At 71.9% G+C, this 16,300-nt stretch carries 22 protein-coding genes and 1 tRNA gene; 17 read left to right on the plus strand and 6 right to left on the minus strand.

Going from position 1 to position 16,300, the window contains the following annotated elements; genetic code table 11:
- Nucleotides 1–3 precede the first annotated feature (3 nt).
- The 10 genes from DFJ69_RS20310 (at nt 4) to DFJ69_RS20355 (ending at nt 6,949) form a co-directional block, all read left to right on the plus strand.
- Nucleotides 4–417, plus strand: coding sequence for a M67 family metallopeptidase (locus DFJ69_RS20310; RefSeq protein WP_116024068.1), 414 nt, complete (start codon nt 4–6; stop codon nt 415–417).
- A 144-nt stretch (nt 418–561) separates the two neighbouring features.
- Nucleotides 562–840 carry a MoaD/ThiS family protein gene (locus DFJ69_RS20315; RefSeq protein ID WP_116024069.1) on the plus strand — a complete coding sequence of 93 codons (279 nt, stop codon included), beginning with the start codon at nt 562–564 and terminating at the stop codon, nt 838–840.
- A gap of 14 nt (nt 841–854) precedes the next feature.
- Nucleotides 855–1,802 carry a PLP-dependent cysteine synthase family protein gene (locus tag DFJ69_RS20320; protein ID WP_116024070.1) on the plus strand — a complete coding sequence of 316 codons (948 nt, stop codon included), beginning with the start codon at nt 855–857 and terminating at the stop codon, nt 1,800–1,802.
- Between the two features lie 4 nt (nt 1,803–1,806).
- Nucleotides 1,807–2,526, plus strand: coding sequence for a hypothetical protein (locus tag DFJ69_RS20325; RefSeq protein ID WP_116024071.1), 720 nt, complete (start codon nt 1,807–1,809; stop codon nt 2,524–2,526).
- An 85-nt stretch (nt 2,527–2,611) separates the two neighbouring features.
- On the plus strand, nt 2,612–3,406 hold the full coding sequence (locus DFJ69_RS20330; protein WP_116024072.1) for a thioesterase family protein: 795 nt from the start codon (nt 2,612–2,614) through the stop codon (nt 3,404–3,406).
- 72 nt (nt 3,407–3,478) lie between these two features.
- Nucleotides 3,479–4,291 carry a glutamate racemase gene (murI, locus tag DFJ69_RS20335; protein ID WP_116024073.1) on the plus strand — a complete coding sequence of 271 codons (813 nt, stop codon included), beginning with the start codon at nt 3,479–3,481 and terminating at the stop codon, nt 4,289–4,291.
- Between the two features lie 32 nt (nt 4,292–4,323).
- Complete coding sequence (locus DFJ69_RS20340; protein WP_116024074.1) at nt 4,324–5,073, plus strand: MBL fold metallo-hydrolase; 750 nt, start codon at nt 4,324–4,326, stop codon at nt 5,071–5,073.
- Between the two features lie 47 nt (nt 5,074–5,120).
- A complete protein-coding gene (gene rph / locus DFJ69_RS20345) occupies nt 5,121–5,840 on the plus strand; it encodes a ribonuclease PH (protein WP_116024075.1) in 720 nt (239 codons plus the stop codon).
- Nucleotides 5,837–6,454: an RdgB/HAM1 family non-canonical purine NTP pyrophosphatase gene (rdgB, locus tag DFJ69_RS20350; RefSeq protein WP_116024076.1), complete on the plus strand. Its 618-nt coding sequence runs from the start codon at nt 5,837–5,839 to the stop codon at nt 6,452–6,454. The genes rph and rdgB overlap by 4 nt, the downstream gene beginning before the upstream one ends.
- Before the next feature lie 45 nt (nt 6,455–6,499).
- Nucleotides 6,500–6,949: a 50S ribosomal protein L7/L12 gene (locus DFJ69_RS20355; RefSeq protein ID WP_245974481.1), complete on the plus strand. Its 450-nt coding sequence runs from the start codon at nt 6,500–6,502 to the stop codon at nt 6,947–6,949.
- Between the two features lie 6 nt (nt 6,950–6,955).
- Here DFJ69_RS20355 and DFJ69_RS20360 read toward each other — a convergent pair whose 3' ends face one another.
- Entirely contained in the window at nt 6,956–7,762 is an 807-nt protein-coding gene (locus DFJ69_RS20360) for an MEDS domain-containing protein (protein ID WP_245974482.1), read from the minus strand.
- 262 nt (nt 7,763–8,024) lie between these two features.
- Here DFJ69_RS20360 and DFJ69_RS20365 point away from each other — a divergent pair.
- Nucleotides 8,025–8,108: transfer RNA gene (locus DFJ69_RS20365), tRNA-Leu, on the plus strand.
- A gap of 9 nt (nt 8,109–8,117) precedes the next feature.
- Here DFJ69_RS20365 and bcp read toward each other — a convergent pair.
- Nucleotides 8,118–8,585, minus strand: a complete 468-nt coding sequence (bcp, locus tag DFJ69_RS20370; RefSeq protein ID WP_116024078.1) for a thioredoxin-dependent thiol peroxidase — start codon at nt 8,583–8,585, stop codon at nt 8,118–8,120.
- A gap of 142 nt (nt 8,586–8,727) precedes the next feature.
- Here bcp and DFJ69_RS20375 point away from each other — a divergent pair, with 142 nt between their 5' ends.
- The gene (locus tag DFJ69_RS20375; RefSeq protein ID WP_116024079.1) at nt 8,728–9,039 is read left to right on the plus strand and encodes a DUF3618 domain-containing protein; all 312 of its coding nucleotides are present in this window, start codon (nt 8,728–8,730) and stop codon (nt 9,037–9,039) included.
- Between the two features lie 352 nt (nt 9,040–9,391).
- On the opposite strand, the gene DFJ69_RS20380 is transcribed toward DFJ69_RS20375, so the two are convergent.
- The 4 genes from DFJ69_RS20380 to DFJ69_RS20395 form a co-directional block, all read right to left on the minus strand.
- On the minus strand, nt 9,392–10,552 hold the full coding sequence (locus tag DFJ69_RS20380) for a carbohydrate kinase family protein (protein ID WP_245974483.1): 1,161 nt from the start codon (nt 10,550–10,552) through the stop codon (nt 9,392–9,394).
- 67 nt (nt 10,553–10,619) lie between these two features.
- Nucleotides 10,620–11,282, minus strand: coding sequence for an SIMPL domain-containing protein (locus DFJ69_RS20385; RefSeq protein WP_116024080.1), 663 nt, complete (start codon nt 11,280–11,282; stop codon nt 10,620–10,622).
- 17 nt (nt 11,283–11,299) lie between these two features.
- The gene (locus tag DFJ69_RS20390) at nt 11,300–12,496 is read right to left on the minus strand and encodes an amino acid deaminase/aldolase (protein WP_116024081.1); all 1,197 of its coding nucleotides are present in this window, start codon (nt 12,494–12,496) and stop codon (nt 11,300–11,302) included.
- Nucleotides 12,497–12,524: 28 nt separating this feature from the next.
- Nucleotides 12,525–13,565, minus strand: a complete 1,041-nt coding sequence (locus tag DFJ69_RS20395) for an LLM class flavin-dependent oxidoreductase (protein WP_116024082.1) — start codon at nt 13,563–13,565, stop codon at nt 12,525–12,527.
- A gap of 108 nt (nt 13,566–13,673) precedes the next feature.
- Between DFJ69_RS20395 and purU the strand changes: the two genes are divergently transcribed.
- From purU to DFJ69_RS20420, 5 genes are all read left to right on the plus strand, one after another.
- Nucleotides 13,674–14,522 carry a formyltetrahydrofolate deformylase gene (gene purU, locus DFJ69_RS20400; protein WP_116024083.1) on the plus strand — a complete coding sequence of 283 codons (849 nt, stop codon included), beginning with the start codon at nt 13,674–13,676 and terminating at the stop codon, nt 14,520–14,522.
- 191 nt (nt 14,523–14,713) lie between these two features.
- Nucleotides 14,714–14,920, plus strand: coding sequence for a hypothetical protein (locus tag DFJ69_RS20405; protein WP_116024084.1), 207 nt, complete (start codon nt 14,714–14,716; stop codon nt 14,918–14,920).
- A gap of 182 nt (nt 14,921–15,102) precedes the next feature.
- Nucleotides 15,103–15,669, plus strand: coding sequence for an Asp23/Gls24 family envelope stress response protein (locus DFJ69_RS20410; protein ID WP_116024085.1), 567 nt, complete (start codon nt 15,103–15,105; stop codon nt 15,667–15,669).
- 77 nt (nt 15,670–15,746) lie between these two features.
- Complete coding sequence (locus DFJ69_RS20415; RefSeq protein WP_116024086.1) at nt 15,747–16,049, plus strand: hypothetical protein; 303 nt, start codon at nt 15,747–15,749, stop codon at nt 16,047–16,049.
- A 16-nt stretch (nt 16,050–16,065) separates the two neighbouring features.
- Nucleotides 16,066–16,296, plus strand: coding sequence for a hypothetical protein (locus tag DFJ69_RS20420; protein WP_116024087.1), 231 nt, complete (start codon nt 16,066–16,068; stop codon nt 16,294–16,296).
- The last annotated feature ends 4 nt before the right edge of the window (nt 16,297–16,300 follow it).

Here is a 16,300-nt window from a genome sequence, read left to right on the forward strand (position 1 = left end):
GGCATGCTGACGATCGAACGCGCCCTCTATGACAAGATCGTTGCGCATGCGCGCGCGGACCACCCCGACGAGGCGTGCGGGATCGTGGCCGGGGCGGTCGGCTCCGACCGGCCGACCCGTTTCGTGCCGATGACGAACGCCGAGCGCTCGCCGACCTTCTACCGCTTCGACTCCATGGAGCAGCTCCGCGTGTGGCGGGAGATGGACGACAACGACGAGGAGCCGGTCGTCGTCTACCACTCCCACACCGCCACCGAGGCGTACCCGTCCCGCACCGACATCTCCTACGCCTCCGAGCCGAACGCGCACTACGTGCTGGTCTCCACCAGGGACGCCGACACCGAGGAGTTCCGCTCGTTCCGCATCGTGGACGGCGAGGTCACCGAAGAAGAGGTCCGGGTGGTGGAGGGTCACTGAGCGGGGCTCGGTAAACTCGGCGTCATGTCCGTCCCGCGTGTGCAGAGTTACCTGTTCGGGCACTCGCGTGCCGAGGTCGTCTACGACTGTTCCTGAGCGCTCACCACTGTCTGGAATCCCTATGACGCTAAGGAGATCATCGCGATGGCGATCGAGGTACGGATCCCCACGATCCTGCGCAATCTGACCGACGGCGCCAAGGCCGTCGAAGGCAAGGGCGGCTCGCTCGGCGAGCTGTTCGCCGATCTCGACACCCGGCACCCCGGACTCCGCGACCGGCTGGTCGACGAGAAGGGGCTGCGCAAGTTCGTCAACGTCTACCTGAACGACGAGGACGTGCGCTTCCTCGCGGGTCTGGACACCGAGGTCTCCGACGGGGACACGGTGACCGTGCTGCCCGCGGTCGCCGGCGGCCGGCGGTAAGGCCGGCGGCGGTCATGCGCTTCGACTCTCTGCTGGACTCGCTCGGCCGCACCCCGCTGGTGGGGTTGCCCCGGCTGTCCCCGTCGCCCGAGGTGCGGCTGTGGGCCAAGCTGGAGGACCGCAACCCCACCGGCTCGGTCAAGGACCGGCCCGCCTTCTGGATGATCGCCAAGGCCGAGAAGGAGGGGCTGCTGGCCCCGGGCCGGACCATCCTGGAGCCGACGTCCGGCAACACCGGGATCTCGCTGGCGATGGTGGCCCGGCTGCGCGGCTACGACATCGTCTGCGTGATGCCGGAGAACACCTCGTCCGAGCGCCGCCAGCTCCTGGAGATGTGGGGGGCGCGGATCATCTCCTCGCCCGCCGCCGGGGGCTCCAACGAGGCGGTGCGGGTCGCCAAGCGGCTGTCGGCCGAGAACCCCGACTGGGTGATGCTGTACCAGTACGGCAACGAGGCCAACGCGCTGGCGCACTACGAGACCACCGGCCCCGAGATCCTGGCGGATCTGCCGGACATCACCCACTTCGTGGCCGGCCTCGGCACCACCGGGACGCTGATGGGCGTCGGCCGCTACCTGCGCGAGCAGCGGCCGGACGTCAAGATCGTGGCGGCCGAGCCCCGGTACGGCGAGCTGGTGTACGGCCTGCGCAACATCGACGAGGGCTTCATCCCCGAGCTGTACGACGACTCGGTGCTGACCACCCGGTTCTCCGTCGGCTCCAACGACGCGCTGCGCCGTACCCGTGAGCTGCTGGAGCAGGAGGGGATCTTCGCGGGGATCTCCACGGGCGGCGCGCTGCACGCGGCGCTGGGCATGGCCGCCAAGGCCGTCAAGGCGGGGGAGCGGGCCGACATCGCCTTCATCGTCGCCGACGGCGGCTGGAAGTACCTGTCGACGGGCGCCTACGAGGGCACGCTGGAGGAGGCCGAGGCCCGCCTCGAGGGTCAACTCTGGGCGTGATCCCATGACCGCGGAGGGCTCCGCCGGGACGTTCCGCCTGGCGGACCTGCCGCCGTTCCATCGGAGGCTGGTCGAGACGGGCGCGGGCCCGTGCCGGGAGTACGGGCTGTTCCTGGCGGGCGGGTACGCGATGAGGGCGCACGGGCTGGTCGGTCGGCCCAGCGACGATCTCGGCTTCGCCGCCGTGCTCGCCTCCCCGGAGGAGGCCGCCGGGGTCCTCGCCGTCCACTACCGGGGCCAGGGGCTCACGGTCCTTCACCCGGACTCCGGCGCTCGGGCCGCGCGGTTGACCGTGCGCGACCCGGCGACCGGTGAGTCCTGCGAGGTCGATCTGGAGGCGGCGGAGCTGCGCGTCAGCCCGGTGACCGTCGACGGCTGTCCCGTGGTGGGCTTCGACGACGCGATCGGGCTGACGATCCGCGCGGTCCACGACCGCTGTCTCGCCGGCGACCTCGTCGACGCCGCCTCCCTCGCGGGCCACTACGGGTTCGAGCGCCTGGAATGGCTGTGCCGCTCCCACGAGCCGGAGTTCTCGCTCCGGAGCCTCGCCGACCGGTTGGAGACCGCGGAGCTCCGCGGTGTCGAGGACTTCGAGCGGTACGGCCTGGGCGAGGACGACGTCCGCCGAGTGCGACGGTTCGCGGCCGAGTGGGCCCACGACATCGCCCTGCGGCTCTACGAGGACGCCGCCTTCGAGGCCGACGGGATCGACCCCGACCTATGACCGGGCGGTCGCCCGCCAACACCCCGGATCGCCCCATGGCTAGGGGTAAAGTGCGATTCGAACGTGATTCTGGAAAGGGTGGGGGATGGGTCGATTCGGAGATGCCACGGCGGTGAAGGAGATCGCCGAGGGACGGTACGCGGTCGAGCTCGACGGGGGCTACGGCATCGCCGAGGCCCTCAACGGCGGCTACCTGCTGGCCGTGCTGTCGCGCGCCGCGCTGGCCGCCTCCCCCCACGCGCACCCCGTGGCGACCAGCGCCGCGTTCCTGCGCGTCGCCAAGCCCGGACCGGCCGAGGTCGTCGTGGAGACCCGCCGCGTGGGCCGCACCGTCGCGATGTCCCGGGTCACCCTCGTGCAGAACGGCGACGCCCTCGTGGACGCGCAGGTGACCACCGGCACGCTCGACGCCGACGCCGAGCCGGTCTGGGAGGGCGGCGCGCCCGCGCTGCCGCCGCTCGAGGACTGCGTCGGCGCGACACCGGCCGAGGTCGACCGGGGGTTCACCGATCGGGTCGACCTGCGTTTCGACCCGGCCACCCTGGGCTGGCTCGACGGCAAGCCCAGCGGACGCCCGGAGGCCCGCGCCCACTTCCGACTGCGCGACGACGACCATCCGGTGGACGCCCACGTGCTGGCGCTGGCCGTGGACGCGCTGTTTCCCGTGGTGTTCAACACCGGCGCGTACGGCTGGGCCCCCACCGTCGAACTCACCTGGCACATGCGCGCCGTCCCCGCCCCCGGCCGGCTCGCCGTGCACGGCACCGGGCGGCTCGTGGCCGGCGGCTGGTTCGACGAGGAGATCGAGGTCCGGGACTCCGCCGGCCGGCTCGTCGCGCAGAGCCGCCAGCTCGCCCGCGCCGGCCGCGGCGGCAAATGACGGTCAAGTGAACATGTGATGTGCGACGCAACATGCCCTTCGCGGGCCGCTGTTCGCTTAGCCTAAAGCACCATGTCTGACGCGCCGATCGGGATATTCGACAGCGGTTACGGGGGTCTCACCGTCGCCCGCGCCATCCTCGATCAACTGCCGGACGAGCCGATCCTCTACCTCGGTGACTCGGCGCGTCAGCCCTACGGTCCACGGCCGATCGCCGAGGTCCGCGCGTACGCCCTGGAGATGCTCGACCGGTTGGTCGCGGAGGGTGTCAAGCTGCTGGTGATCGCCTGCAACAGCGCCAGCGCGGCGATGCTGCGGGACGCACGCGAGCGGTACAGCGTGCCGATCGTGGAGGTCATCAAGCCCGCCACCCGGCGGGCCGTCCGGGCCACCGCCCAAGGGCGGGTCGGACTGATCGCCACCCACGCGACGGTCACCAGCCGCGCCTATGACGACGCCTTCGCCGCGGCCCCGCACGTCGAGCTGACCAGCGTCGCCTGCCCCCGGTTCGTCGAGTTCGTCGAATCCGGGGTCACCGGCGGCCCGGAACTCCTCACCGAGGCCCGGGGCTACCTCCAGCCGATCGTGGACGCCGGCTGCGACACCCTGATCCTCGGGTGCACCCATTACCCGTTGCTGACAGGTGTCATCTCGTACGTCGTCGGGGACGGGGTCACACTGGTCTCGAGTGCCGATGAGACCGCCAAGGACGTTTACCGAGTACTTCAGGACCAGGGTCTGGCCCGTACGCGGACCGCCGCCCCACCCGTGCACCGGTTTCGCGCCACCGGTGATCCCGCGGTCTTCGCGAGGCTGGGACGCCGGTTCCTGGGCCCGGAGATCGGCCTGGTGGAGGCCGTACCGGGCGCCGCCCTGACCAACTGAGGTCCTCGGGGCAGCAGAGGAGGAAAAAGAGCGTGCGGGTCACTGTGATCGGCTGTTCCGGCAGCTTTCCCGGGCCGGAGAGTCCGGCGTCCTGCTATCTGGTGGAGGCGGAGGGTTTCTCCCTGCTGCTCGATCTCGGCAATGGCGCGGTCGGCTCTCTCCAGCGTTTCCATGACGTGCTCGACATCGACGCGGCCTGTATCACCCATCTGCATCCGGACCACTGTCTCGACCTGACGGTGTACTGGATCGCCCGGGTGTACTGCCCGTTCGGCCGCGCCCCCGTCATTCCCGTGTACGGGCCCGACGGAACGGCCGAGCACCTCGCCAAGGCGTACGAGCTCGAGCCCAATCCCGACATGGGCGCGGCCTTCGACTTCCGGCTGTTCCCGCCCGAGCCGTTCGAGATCGGGCCCTTCCGGGTGACGGCCGGGGCGATGAACCATCCGGTCGAGGCGTACGGGCTGCGCATCGAGCACGGCGGCAGCGTGCTGACGTACTCGGGCGACACCGGCGAGAGCGACACCCTGGTCGAGCTGGCCCGCGACAGCGACCTGTTCATCTGCGAGGCCGCGTTCGTCGAGTCGCGGCCCAACCCGCCCGACATGCACCTGACCGGCCGGGAGGCCGGCGAGCACGCCGCCCGGGCCGCCGCCCGGCGGCTGGTGCTCACCCACCTGCTGCCCTGGAACGACCCGGCGGTCACCCTCGCCGAGGCCAAGATGAGCGACTACGCGGGTCCCATCGAGATCGCCCAGGTCGGCACCGTCTACGACCTGTAGCCCGGACCGGGCGGGGCGCGGACGGGCGGCGTACTAGGGTGAGGCGTATGGCACGCCCTGACGATCGCGCACCCGACCAGCTCCGCCCCGTCCGCATCCAGCGAGGCTGGCTCGACCACGCCGAGGGCTCGGTGCTCATCGAGTTCGGCGGCACCCGCGTGCTGTGCGCGGCCTCGGTCCAGGACTCGGTGCCCCGCTGGCGTCGGGAGAGCGGCCTCGGCTGGCTCACCGCCGAGTACGCGATGCTGCCCCGGGCCACCAACACCCGCGGCGACCGCGAGTCGGTGAAGGGCCGGCTCGGCGGGCGCACCCAGGAGATCTCCCGGCTGATCGGCCGGTCGATCCGCGCGTGCGTGGACTTCAAGGCCCTCGGGGAGAACACCGTCGTCCTCGACTGCGACGTGCTCCAGGCCGACGGCGGCACCCGCACCGCCGCCATCACGGGCGCCTACGTGGCGCTCGCCGACGCGGTGAGCTGGATGCGCGAGCGCAAGATGACCAAGGGCGACCCGCTGATCGACTCGGTGTCGGCGGTCAGCGTCGGCGTCATCGACGGCGAGCCCCGGCTCGACCTCTGCTACCTCGAGGACGTCAAGGCGGGCACCGACATGAACGTCGTGTGCACCGGCGGCGGCAGCTTCGTCGAGGTCCAGGGCACCGCCGAGGGCCGCCCGTTCGACCGTTCCGAGCTGGACGCGCTGCTCGACCTGGCGTTGGGCGGCTGCACCGAGCTGACCCGACTGCAGAACGAGGCGCTCGGCCGATGACCCGGATCGTCCTCGCCACCCGCAACGACGGCAAGATCGCCGAGCTGCACCGGATCCTGGACGGGGTGGACGTGGCGGGCCTGGCGGAGTTCCCCGCCGCGCCCGACGTCCCCGAGACCGAGTCGAGCTTCGCCGGCAACGCGCTGCTCAAGGCGCGCGCCATCGCCGCCCACACCGGGCTGCCCGCCGTCGCCGACGACTCGGGCCTGTGCGTGGACGCCCTGAACGGCATGCCCGGCGTGCTGTCGGCGCGCTGGTCGGGGCGACTCGGCTCCGCCACCGGCGACAAGGACCGCGCCAACCTCGACCTGGTGCTCGACCAGATCGCCGACGTCGCGCCCGAGCTGCGCCGCGCCCACTTCGCCTGCGCGGCGGCGCTCGTGCTGCCGACCGGTGAGGAACGCGTCGTCGAGGGCAGGATGACCGGCCACCTGATCGACGCTCCACGGGGTACGGGCGGCTTCGGCTACGACCCGATCTTCGTTCCGGACGGGGAGACCCGGACCACGGCGGAGATGTTCCCTGAGGAGAAGGACGCCGTCAGCCACCGGGGCAAGGCGTTCCGGGCCCTCGCGGCGGTGCTGCCCGAGGTGCTCGGCCTCCGCTCCGAGTGACGGCGGCCGTCCCCGCACGGGTCACGGCGGTCTAAAGTGGCGGGCATGTCTCCGACCACCCTCATGGTGCTGATCGCCGTTCCCTTCGGTGTGCTGATGCTGAGCTTCATCGCCATGACCGTGGTGGCCGGCCGCTCGGTCGGCGCCTCCCGCCGCGCGCCGAAGGACGTCGCGGAGCGGCCGAGGATCCTCCCCTTGTCCCCCGAGACGTACGCCGAGGTGACGGCGTTGATCGGCGAGGGCAAGCTGATCCCGGCGATCAAGCTCGTCCGCAAGGAGACCGGGCTCGGCCTCAAGGAGGCCAAGGACTACACGGAGGCCATCCGCGACGGCAGGGTCGCGCCGCCCGCGCCCATCGGCCCCCCGGGAATGCTGTCGGACCGGGTCCGCGGGTTCCTGCGCGCGGGCGATCGGGACGCGGCCGTCGCCCTGGTCCAGGCCGAGACCGGGATGAGCCGTCCGGAGGCGACGCGGTTCGTGGAGGCGCTGGACTGACGCGCTTCAGCGCCCCGACTCCGGGGTGCCGAGCCGCAGCCCGGGCAGCGCGTCCCAGCCGACCACCTCGATGATCGCGCGGAGCCTCGCGGGCATCCGATCCAGCACCACCGGCCCCCGGCACCGCGCCGCGGCGTCGGCGAGCATGGTCAGCGCGCCCAGGTCGATGAACTCCAGGCCCGCCAGGTCCAGATGCACGGGATCGCCGTTGGCGCGGGCCATCGTCGAGGTCAGCGCCTCGCTGAACACCGCGTGCCGCGCCGCGTCCAACTGCCCGCCGACCGCCAGCCCGACCGGCCGGAACGTCCGGTCGATGCGCAGCACCGAGTCCTCGAAGGCGGGGTCCGCGGTCACCGTGACCGCGTGCGCGTCCGCCAGCGCGTCCAACGCCGCTGCCCCGCACCCCCGGTCGACCTGGCAGATCGCGATCGCCGCCGTGCTGGCCCCGACCGCGCGGTCGATCTGCCGCTCGCACTCCAGCAGCAGCCGGAGCCCGTTCCCGCGGCCCAGCGTCCAGGTCAGGTCCGCGGCCACCCGCACACCCCGGTACCCCGCGTCCACCGCCGCGGAGATCTCCGCCTCCAGCGTCGCCGCGAGCCGCTCGGGCTCGATCTCGTCGAGCGCCAGGAGGGTCACCCTGCCGCCCACGCCGGGCGGCTCGGCGCCGCCGGGCCCGCGCAGCACGATCACCTTGTCCGCACCGGCGAGGCCGCGGGCCACGAACGACCCCAGCACATGACACCGCTCATCCGCGTCGCCGAACGCCAGCCAGGCATGATCGCCGGGCCGCAGTTCGCCGACAGGTCTCCGCACCGACCAGGGGGATTCCATCGCACCGTTCACCGCCAAACCGCCGGATGCGCACCAGCGTACGCCCGCCCCGGCCATCGGTAGGGCCACGGCCCTGACCTGGTTTTACGGCTATCTGAGACCGCATCCCACCGCACGTGCAGCCGCACGAACACTTTCCCTGGACCAGCGAGAACGGCGCCTCAATCCCGAGCCGCCCGGCCGTTCCGGAATACGGGCGGAGGATGCCGAAGGGCTACACTGAACGGCGTCTGGCGATGACCCGGCGGGCGTGGCGAAATCGGCATACGCGGCAGGTTTAGGTCCTGTTGGTGGAGACACTGTGGGGGTTCGAGTCCCCCCGCCCGCACCTGATCACCTAAAGGCCGAGGTCTTTGCGGAGGCGGGCGACGTGGCCGGTGGCCTTCACGTTGTAATAGGCCTTCTCGACCTTGCCTTCGGCGTCGATGATGAAGGTGGAGCGGATGACGCCCACGATGACCTTGCCGTAGAGCTTCTTCTCCCCGTACGCGCCGTACGCCCGCAAGACGGTGGTGTCGGTGTCGGAGAGGAGCGGGAAGGTCAGCCCTTCCTGGTCGCGGAACTTGGCGAGCTTGGCGGGTTTGTCGGGGGAGACGCCCACGACGGTGACGTTCGCGGCCTCGAGGTCGGGAACGCTGTCGCGGAAGTCCACCGACTCCTTGGTGCATCCGGGGGTCATCGCCGCCGGGTAGAAGTAGAGGATCACGCGCTTGCCGCGCAGCGAGGCGAGGGACACCGGATCGCCGTCGGCGTCGGGGAGCTCGAACTCGGGGGCGACGTCGCCGGGCTGCAGCCGCTCGGACACCAGATCCGCCTTTCACTCGGTTGTTCACCGCCCACCGTACCGGTGCGGCGGTCGGGCGGGGTGGAGGGGGCGATCGGCGTCCGGACCTGCCAGACTGAGCGGATCATCTGCCGCAGCACGGCTCGGACGACAAGGACACGGCATGGCTGACAGAGCCCGCGATCCGGAGGCGCTGGAAAAGGAGATCGAGCGCACCAGGCAGGAACTGGCGCGCACCATCGACGCGCTGGCGGACCGGGTCAACCCCCGCAACGTGGCACAGCGCGGCGTCGCACGGCTGAAGGAGGAGGCCGGCCAGGTCGCCGCCACCGTCGGCGCCATGGTGGTCCCGGTCGAGGGCGAGGACGGCGAACCGGGCGAGGTCGACCGCCGCGTGATCGTGGCGGCGGCCGGCGCGGTCGTCGTGGTCACGATGCTGGTCCTCCTGCGCCGAAGCCGCAAGAACCGCGACTGACCACCCCCACCACGCCCACCGAAACCGCCCGCCCGCCCGGTCGCGGAGCCACGCCCGTGAACCGGCCGGTCGGTGGCCGGCCCGCGCCCGTGACGCCGCCCGCCGCCCCACCATCGCCGCCCTCCACCCATGGAGGACCTGGCCGCCCACGCCGGCGAGTTGGAGGGCGCGCCCGAGGTCCACGGCACCTCAACGCCTTCCGTTCCCGGGTGCCGTGGGCCCCCGCGAGCGGGCCCGCGTGGTCTGGACTGAGGAGGCTTTCAAGATCGCGAGGAACGAGCGATCTTGAAAACGACGAGGGAAGACCGCGCGTGTCAGGCCCGCGAGCCGCCGAGCGAAGCGAGGCCGTGAACTAGCGCAGGGTGGGTTGGGCGCGGGTCACGGCGTCGGGGCCGCTGTCGAGTTCGGCCTCGGGGATGTAGGGGACCACGAACGCGTAGTCGGCCAGGATCTCCGGGGCGACCTCGGCGGACTCGCCGAAGGTGGCGATCTCGCCCCAGCAGGGGGCGCCCAGGGAGCCGCTGTGGTGGCGGACGGAGAGCCCGGCGCACAGGTTGGCGAAGCGCAGCCGTTGCAGGAGGGGCCAGCCCGCGAGGGTGCCGAAGACGAAGCCGGCCGCGAAGACGTCGCCGGCCCCGGTGGTGTCGAGGGCCTCGACGGGGAGGGCGGGGGCCGCGGCCCGTTCGCCGGTGGTGGAGTCGACGGCGATGGCGCCGCGTGAGCCCTGCTTGACGACCACGACGGGGGAGCGCGAGGACAGGGCGTCCAGGGCGGCCTCGGGGGTGCGGGTGCGGGTGTAGGCCATCGCCTCGACCGCGTTGGGCAGGAAGACGTCGACCTCGCCGAGCCGGTCGAGCACGTCGGTGGACCAGGTCTCGGTGGGGTCCCAGCCGACGTCGGCGAAGACCAGGGAGCCCTCGGCCCGCATCGTCAGGGCCCACGCCGGGATCGGGCGGTCGAGGTCGATGAAGCAGGTCGAGGCGCGCGGTGGGGCGGCGACCAGGTCATCGGCGGGCGGCGGCATGGGCCGGGCGTAGGTGACCATGCTCCGGTCGGAGTCGTAGGCCATCGAGACCGTCACCGGGGTGGGCCATCCGACGGGCCGTCGGGACCAGCTCAGGTCGACACCCTCCTGCTCGGACAGCGTGCGCCACAGGTAGGCGCCGAACATGTCGTCGCCGATCGCCGTGGCCAGCCCGGTGCGGAGCCCGAGCCGGCTCATCGCCACGGCGATGTTGGCGATGCCGCCGGGCGCCGAGCCGAGGCCGTCGGTGACCAGCTCGGTGCCGGGCGGCGGCAGGCCGGGGAGCCCCGTGAAGATCATGTCCATGAAGACGCGGCCGGCCAGGAACACGTCCAGGCCGGGCGGACCGGGGTCGCCCGCGCCCTCCCCGCCGGCGCGCAGCCGCCGACGCGCCCGGCCGCGCTCGCCGCAGGGGTCGTCGTAGTGCGGCTCCGGCGGAGCCGCCGGACCGGGTGCGGCCATCGGCGTCTGCCCGTCGAGGATCGTCATCCCCACAGCCCTCCTCACGTCCGTTTCGGACGTCTCAGGGCATGATTGTGGCCGAGGGCACTGACAATCACAGTTCGGGTTGGCTCGTGGTGAAGCGTGCCTTGACGGTCGCCACGACCATCTGCTTCGCCGCCTCCAGGGCGATGGGCTCCGGTTCGCTCTCCCCGGCCATCGCGGCCCCGCTCGCCATCTGCGCGGAGAAGAGGGTGGCGCCGCCGTGGTCGTTGAGGCCCTCGTCGGCGAGTTCGACCAGGCCGGTGAGCCGGCAGCCGAGGGCCTGGGCGTAGCCGCGGGCCCGTTCGACGGCCTGGCCGACGGCCTGTCGGGCGGCCTCGGCGTACACCTCGCTGTCGCGTCGGAGCGCCCACTGGGGGCCGTCGACGCTGATGCGCTCGCCGTCGGCGAGCCGGGTGATCAGCTCCCCCAACACGGCGAAGTCGACCACCGTGATCCTGATCCAGACGGTGCCCTGGTAGTAGTGGACGTCGCCCTCGCGGCGCCGGTACTTGAGCACCGGGGTGATGGTGACCGCGCCGGTCTCGACCTTCTCGAGGGTGTCTCCGTACGACTTGATCAGCTCCAGGCAGGCACGGTTGCGGGCCACCAGGTCATCGAGGGCGCGGCGGCGGTCGTGGTCCTTGGACTGGACGGTGGCGGTCAGGACGGCGATCTCGGCGTCGGCCTCCAGGACCGCCTCGCCGCGCACACTGATCACGGGAGCATCGCTCATACCGCCCAATCTAAGGGTCACAGAAAGGTGCGGCCCTCGCCCCGGTAGGTCGGCACGGTCCGAACGAGCGTCCCGCCCTCCACCAGGTGCAGTTCGGCGAACCGTTCGCACAGCTCGCCCGCCTTCGTGTGCCGGAACCACACCCGGTCGCCGACGCCGAGCCCGTCGGCGGCGGTGCCGAGGAGGGGGGTCTGCACCTCGCCGGCGCCCTCGTGGGAGTCGTACGACAGGCCCTCGGGCAGGTAGGGGAGCGGCAGCCGCAGCCGGTCGGCGGGGCCGGAGGCCAGGTAGCCGCCGCCGAGACAGGTGACGACGCCGGGGCCGGGGCGGCGGACGACGGGCAGGGCGAACAGCGCGGCCGGCATTCCCCGGAAGTTGCTGTAGTGGTCGAACAGGTGCGGCTGGTAGAGCCCGGAGCCGGCGGCGATCTCGGTGACGGCGCGTTCGGCCGTGGTCTTCTCGACGCTGCCGGTGCCGCCGCCGTTGACGAACTCCAGGTCGGGCCGCACCGTGCGGACGGCCCGGACGATGGCGGCGCGGCGGCGGGCCAGCTCGATCCGGGATCGGGACTGCATGATCCGGATCGCCCGCGCCCGGACGGGGTTGCCGGGCTGCGCGTCCCCGACCCCGGCGATCTGCGACTCGTACGCCATCAGTCCGACCAGGTGCAGGGAGGGGTGGCGTTCGATCCGTTCGGCCAGTTCGGCGGCCTTGGCGGGGCTGTGGACGGGGGAGCGGCGGGCTCCGACGCGCAGCCGCCCGCCGAAGGCGCGGTATCCGGCGTCGATGTCGATGCAGACCCGTACCGGGGCGCCGGAGGCCGTGGGGACCACCCGGTCGAGGAGCTCCAGGTGGTCGGGGGAGTCGACCATGACGGTGACCGTGGCGAGGGCGTGCGGGTCGGCGGCCAGTCGCGCGAGCGCGGTGGCGTCGGCGGTCGGGTAGGCGACCAGGATGTCGTCGTCGGCGCGTTCCTCCGCCAGCCAGAGCGCCTCCGGCAGGGTGAACGCCATGATCCCGGCGAAGCCGTCCATGGCCAGCGTCTCCGCCAGCAGGGCGCGGCAGCGGACCGACTTGCTGGCCACCCGGATCGGCTTGCCCCTCGCCCGCCGGACCAGGTCGGCCGCGTTGGCGCGGAACGCGTCCAGGTCGACGATCGCGAAGGGCGCCTCGAGGGCGGCCGTGGCGGAGTCGTACCGCGTGCGGAGGTTCATATGATCACAACGTTAACATGAGAAGCATTCATATTGCAGCCTGGGCGGTGGCGGTCGAAGCGGCGGCCGGCCCCGCCAGTCGGGCGAGTCTGCGGTGCGAGTCGAGCACGTCGGCACGGTCGTACGTACTGGTATGTACCAGGATCTCATCGGCTCCGCTGCGGTCGATCAATCCTTCGAGCGCGACGGCGACCTCCTCCTCGGTGCCGTGGATCTGACCGCGCAGCACCGACGCGAAATGCGCCCGTTCCTTGTCGGTCATCTCCAGCGCGAGCACCTCCTCGGCGGGCAGCAGCGGGGGGAACTCCCCGCGCGTCCGGGAGTAGGCGCTCGACCACGCCTCCGAGACCAGCAGCCGGTGGGCCGCCTCGGTGGTCTCGGCCACCGCGACCGTTCCCGACACGATCACGTACGGCTCCGACGACCACGGCGAGGGGCGGAACGCGGAGCGGTAGCGCTCCAGCGCGGTCAGCATCCGGTCCTCGCCGAAGGCGGCGGCGGTCACCACCGGAAGGCCGAACTCGGCGGCCACGTCCGCGCCCGACCCCGTCGCGAGGATGAACGGCGGCACCAGCAGCCCCTCGGCGGGCCACGCGTGGACGCCCGGATGGACCCGCTGGTCCCCGCGCAGATAGCCGAGCAGCTCCGCCAACTGGGCGGCGAAGTCCTCGGCGTCGTCCTTGTCGTGGCCCAAGGCCCGGCGAATGCCCGAGGTGAAGCCCACCGAGCGCCCCAGCCCCATGTCGATGCGGCCCGGATGCAGGGCCTCCAGCACCCCGAACTGCTCCGCCACGACCAGCGGCCGGTGGTTGGGCAGCATCACCCCGCCGGTGCCCACGCGGATCCGCGAGGTCGCCCCCGCGACGGCCGCCGCCAGCACCGTCGGCGCCGAACCCGCGACACCCGGGACGCTGTGGTGCTCCGAGACCCAGAACCGGTGATAGCCCAGTTCCTCCGCCTGCCGCGCGAACCGCACGGTGTCGCGCAGCGCCGTCGCGTGGTCTTGGCCGCGCCGTGTGCGCGAACGGTCCAGAATCGAGAACCTGGTGGACTGCAGGAGAGCATTCACCTTCAGATCAACGTCACGGCCCGGGCGGAATCCTCCCGGCGCGGCGTCGTGCCGCCGATATCGTGAAGTGACGCCGCGCACCCGGCGACCGACCCAGAAAGCATCGACGTGAGCCCCGACCACATCCTGACGCTGTCGTGCCCCGATCGGCCCGGCATCGTCGCCGCCGTCTCCGGCCTGTTGGCCGAGCGCGGGTGCAACATCCTGGAGAGCCAGCAGTACGGCGACCCCGCCACCGGCCGTTTCTTCATGCGGGTGCAGTTCTCCACCGAAGGGACCACCGGCGACGCGCTGCGCGCGGCGCTGGCCGACCTGGCCCCCGGCTTCGACCTCGACTGGCGGCTGGACGACGCGACCGCCCGGACGCGTGTGCTGATCATGGTCTCGAAGGCGGGCCACTGCCTCAACGACCTGCTGTACCGGCAGCGGTCCGGGCTGCTGGACATCGACATCGTGGCGGTCGCCTCCAACCATCCGGACCTGCGCCCGCTGACCCAGTCGTACGGCATCGACTACCACCACCTCCCGATCGGTCCCGGCGGCAAGGGCGCGCAGGAGACCGAGGTCCTCGCGCTGGTGGAGCATTACGACGTGGAGCTGGTGGTGCTCGCCCGCTACATGCAGGTGCTGTCGGACGACCTGTGCGGCCGGCTGCCCGGCAGGATCATCAACATCCACCACTCGTTCCTGCCGAGCTTCAAGGGCGCCCGGCCGTACCACCAGGCGCACGCCCGGGGGGTCAAGCTGATCGGGGCCACCGCGCACTACGTCACCGCCGCCCTCGACGAGGGGCCGATCATCGAGCAGGAGGTGGCGCGGGTCGACCACACCCACGGCCCCGGCGACCTGATGGCGGTCGGTCGGGACATGGAGTGCCTGGCGCTGGCCCGTGCCGTGCGCTGGCACGGCGAGCACCGCGTCCTGCTGAACGGCGACAAGACCGTCGTCTTCCGCTGATCCGGTTCGGCCGGGGAAAGTCGAGAGAAATGCCCGAATTGCCGGGCATCATCTGTTTCAAGGTGATTTATCGACAATCCAAGGTGTTCTGAGATTCCATGCATGAATCCGGTCGGGTGGGCTATATAAGGGTCGCAAGAGCCACGCCGCACTCAATGGGGGGAAATGTCGTGGCGAATACCGGTAGCAAGATGCAGCGACCCAGGGGCCAGAATCGGGACGGCGCCGCCAAGCCGGGCGACCACGCCCGCTCCGATCAGCAGGCCGCCCGGCCCGACCGTTCCGACCAGGCCGAACGCGCCGCCGAGCAGATGAAGGACCAGGGCAAGGAGGCGCTGGGCAAGACGCGCGACAAGGCGCAGCAGGCCCGCGACAAGGCGCGCAGCAAGATGAAGTAGGTCTCCGCCTTTTCGGATGCCGAGGGCCGGCGACGCGGATCGCGTCGCCGGCCCGTCCGATGTCTGATGATTTACCCGACTTTTACCGGTGATCACTGGTTAGGGCCCCCCGGAATGAGCATCAACCGCTCGTCGACGGACTCATCAGGGGGGGCATCGTGAGTCAGGACAGCGGAAAGACCATGACGAAGGAGCGGGACGGCGAGCACGGCCAGGGGTCGACCGCCACCGCTCCGACCGGGCCGCAGGGTGACCGCAGACCGGGCCAGGGCCGTGACCTGGAGGGCCAGGGCAAGGGCGAGCTGGTCACCTCGACCGGCCGCACCACCATCGTGGACGGCGTCGTCTCCAAGGTCGCCGGGAAGGCCGCCCGGGAGATCGGCGGCGTCTACGCCATGGGCGCGGGCATGGGTCGGACCTTCGGCTCGATGAAGGAACGGCTCCCGGGGATGAGCAAGAACGTGGCCCAGGGGGTCGACGTCGAGGTCGGCGAGCGACAGGCCGCCGTGGACATCGACCTGGTGGTCGAGTACGGGGTGTCCATCCCCGACCTGGCCGGCGCCGTCCGGGAGAACGTGATCAGGTCCGTCCAGCACATGTGCGGGCTGGAGGTCGTCGAGGTCAACGTGACCGTCGACGACATCCACCTGCCGGACGAGGACGGCGACGGCGACGACCAGGGCGGCGGCCGGGACCGGCGCCAGGAGCACTCCGAGCACCGCGAGCAGCGGGAGTCCCGGGTCCAATGACCACCGCCCCGGAGAAGCCGTCCGCACGGCGAGGTCCCGGCCCCGCGCCCGACGACGGGCGCTCCCGGGATGGCTCGATGACCACCGCGGAGCTGGCGGAGCGCATCGCGGAGACCGCGGCGGACTGCCCGGGGGTCGTGGAGCTGTCGGCCGGCCCCTGGGGGCACGTGGTGACCTACCGTCCCGGGCTGCCGCTGCGGGGGGTGGCGATGCGCGACGACGAGGTGCAGGTGTCGATCGTCGTGCGGCCGGACCGGCCCGTCACCGAGACCGCGCAGGCCGTGGGGGCCGCGGTGGCCCCGCTGGCGGGCGGCCGGGACGTCAACGTCATCATCGCCGACCTGGCCGATCCGGCCGACCCGACCGACGGCGCCGACTGAACGCACGGGGACGAACGTGATCGGCGAACGCGAGCGGAGGGCCGCGTTCCGGGCCTGGGTCCGCGCCCATCATCCGGACGCGGGCGGGGACCCGGAGACCTTCGCCGCCGAGCTGCGGCGACGCCGCGGGGACGGCGGACACGCCGGGGCCGCTCCGGTGGTCGTGGCCCGCCGGCGACCGGGCCTGGGCCCGCTGGACCGCTGGCTGGAACGACGCCGCCGGCGTCGCTCCCGTGATCTGCAGTGACCGA

Origin of the sequence: Thermomonospora umbrina (genome assembly GCF_003386555.1) — a bacterium.
GTDB classification, from domain to species: domain Bacteria; phylum Actinomycetota; class Actinomycetes; order Streptosporangiales; family Streptosporangiaceae; genus Thermomonospora; species Thermomonospora umbrina.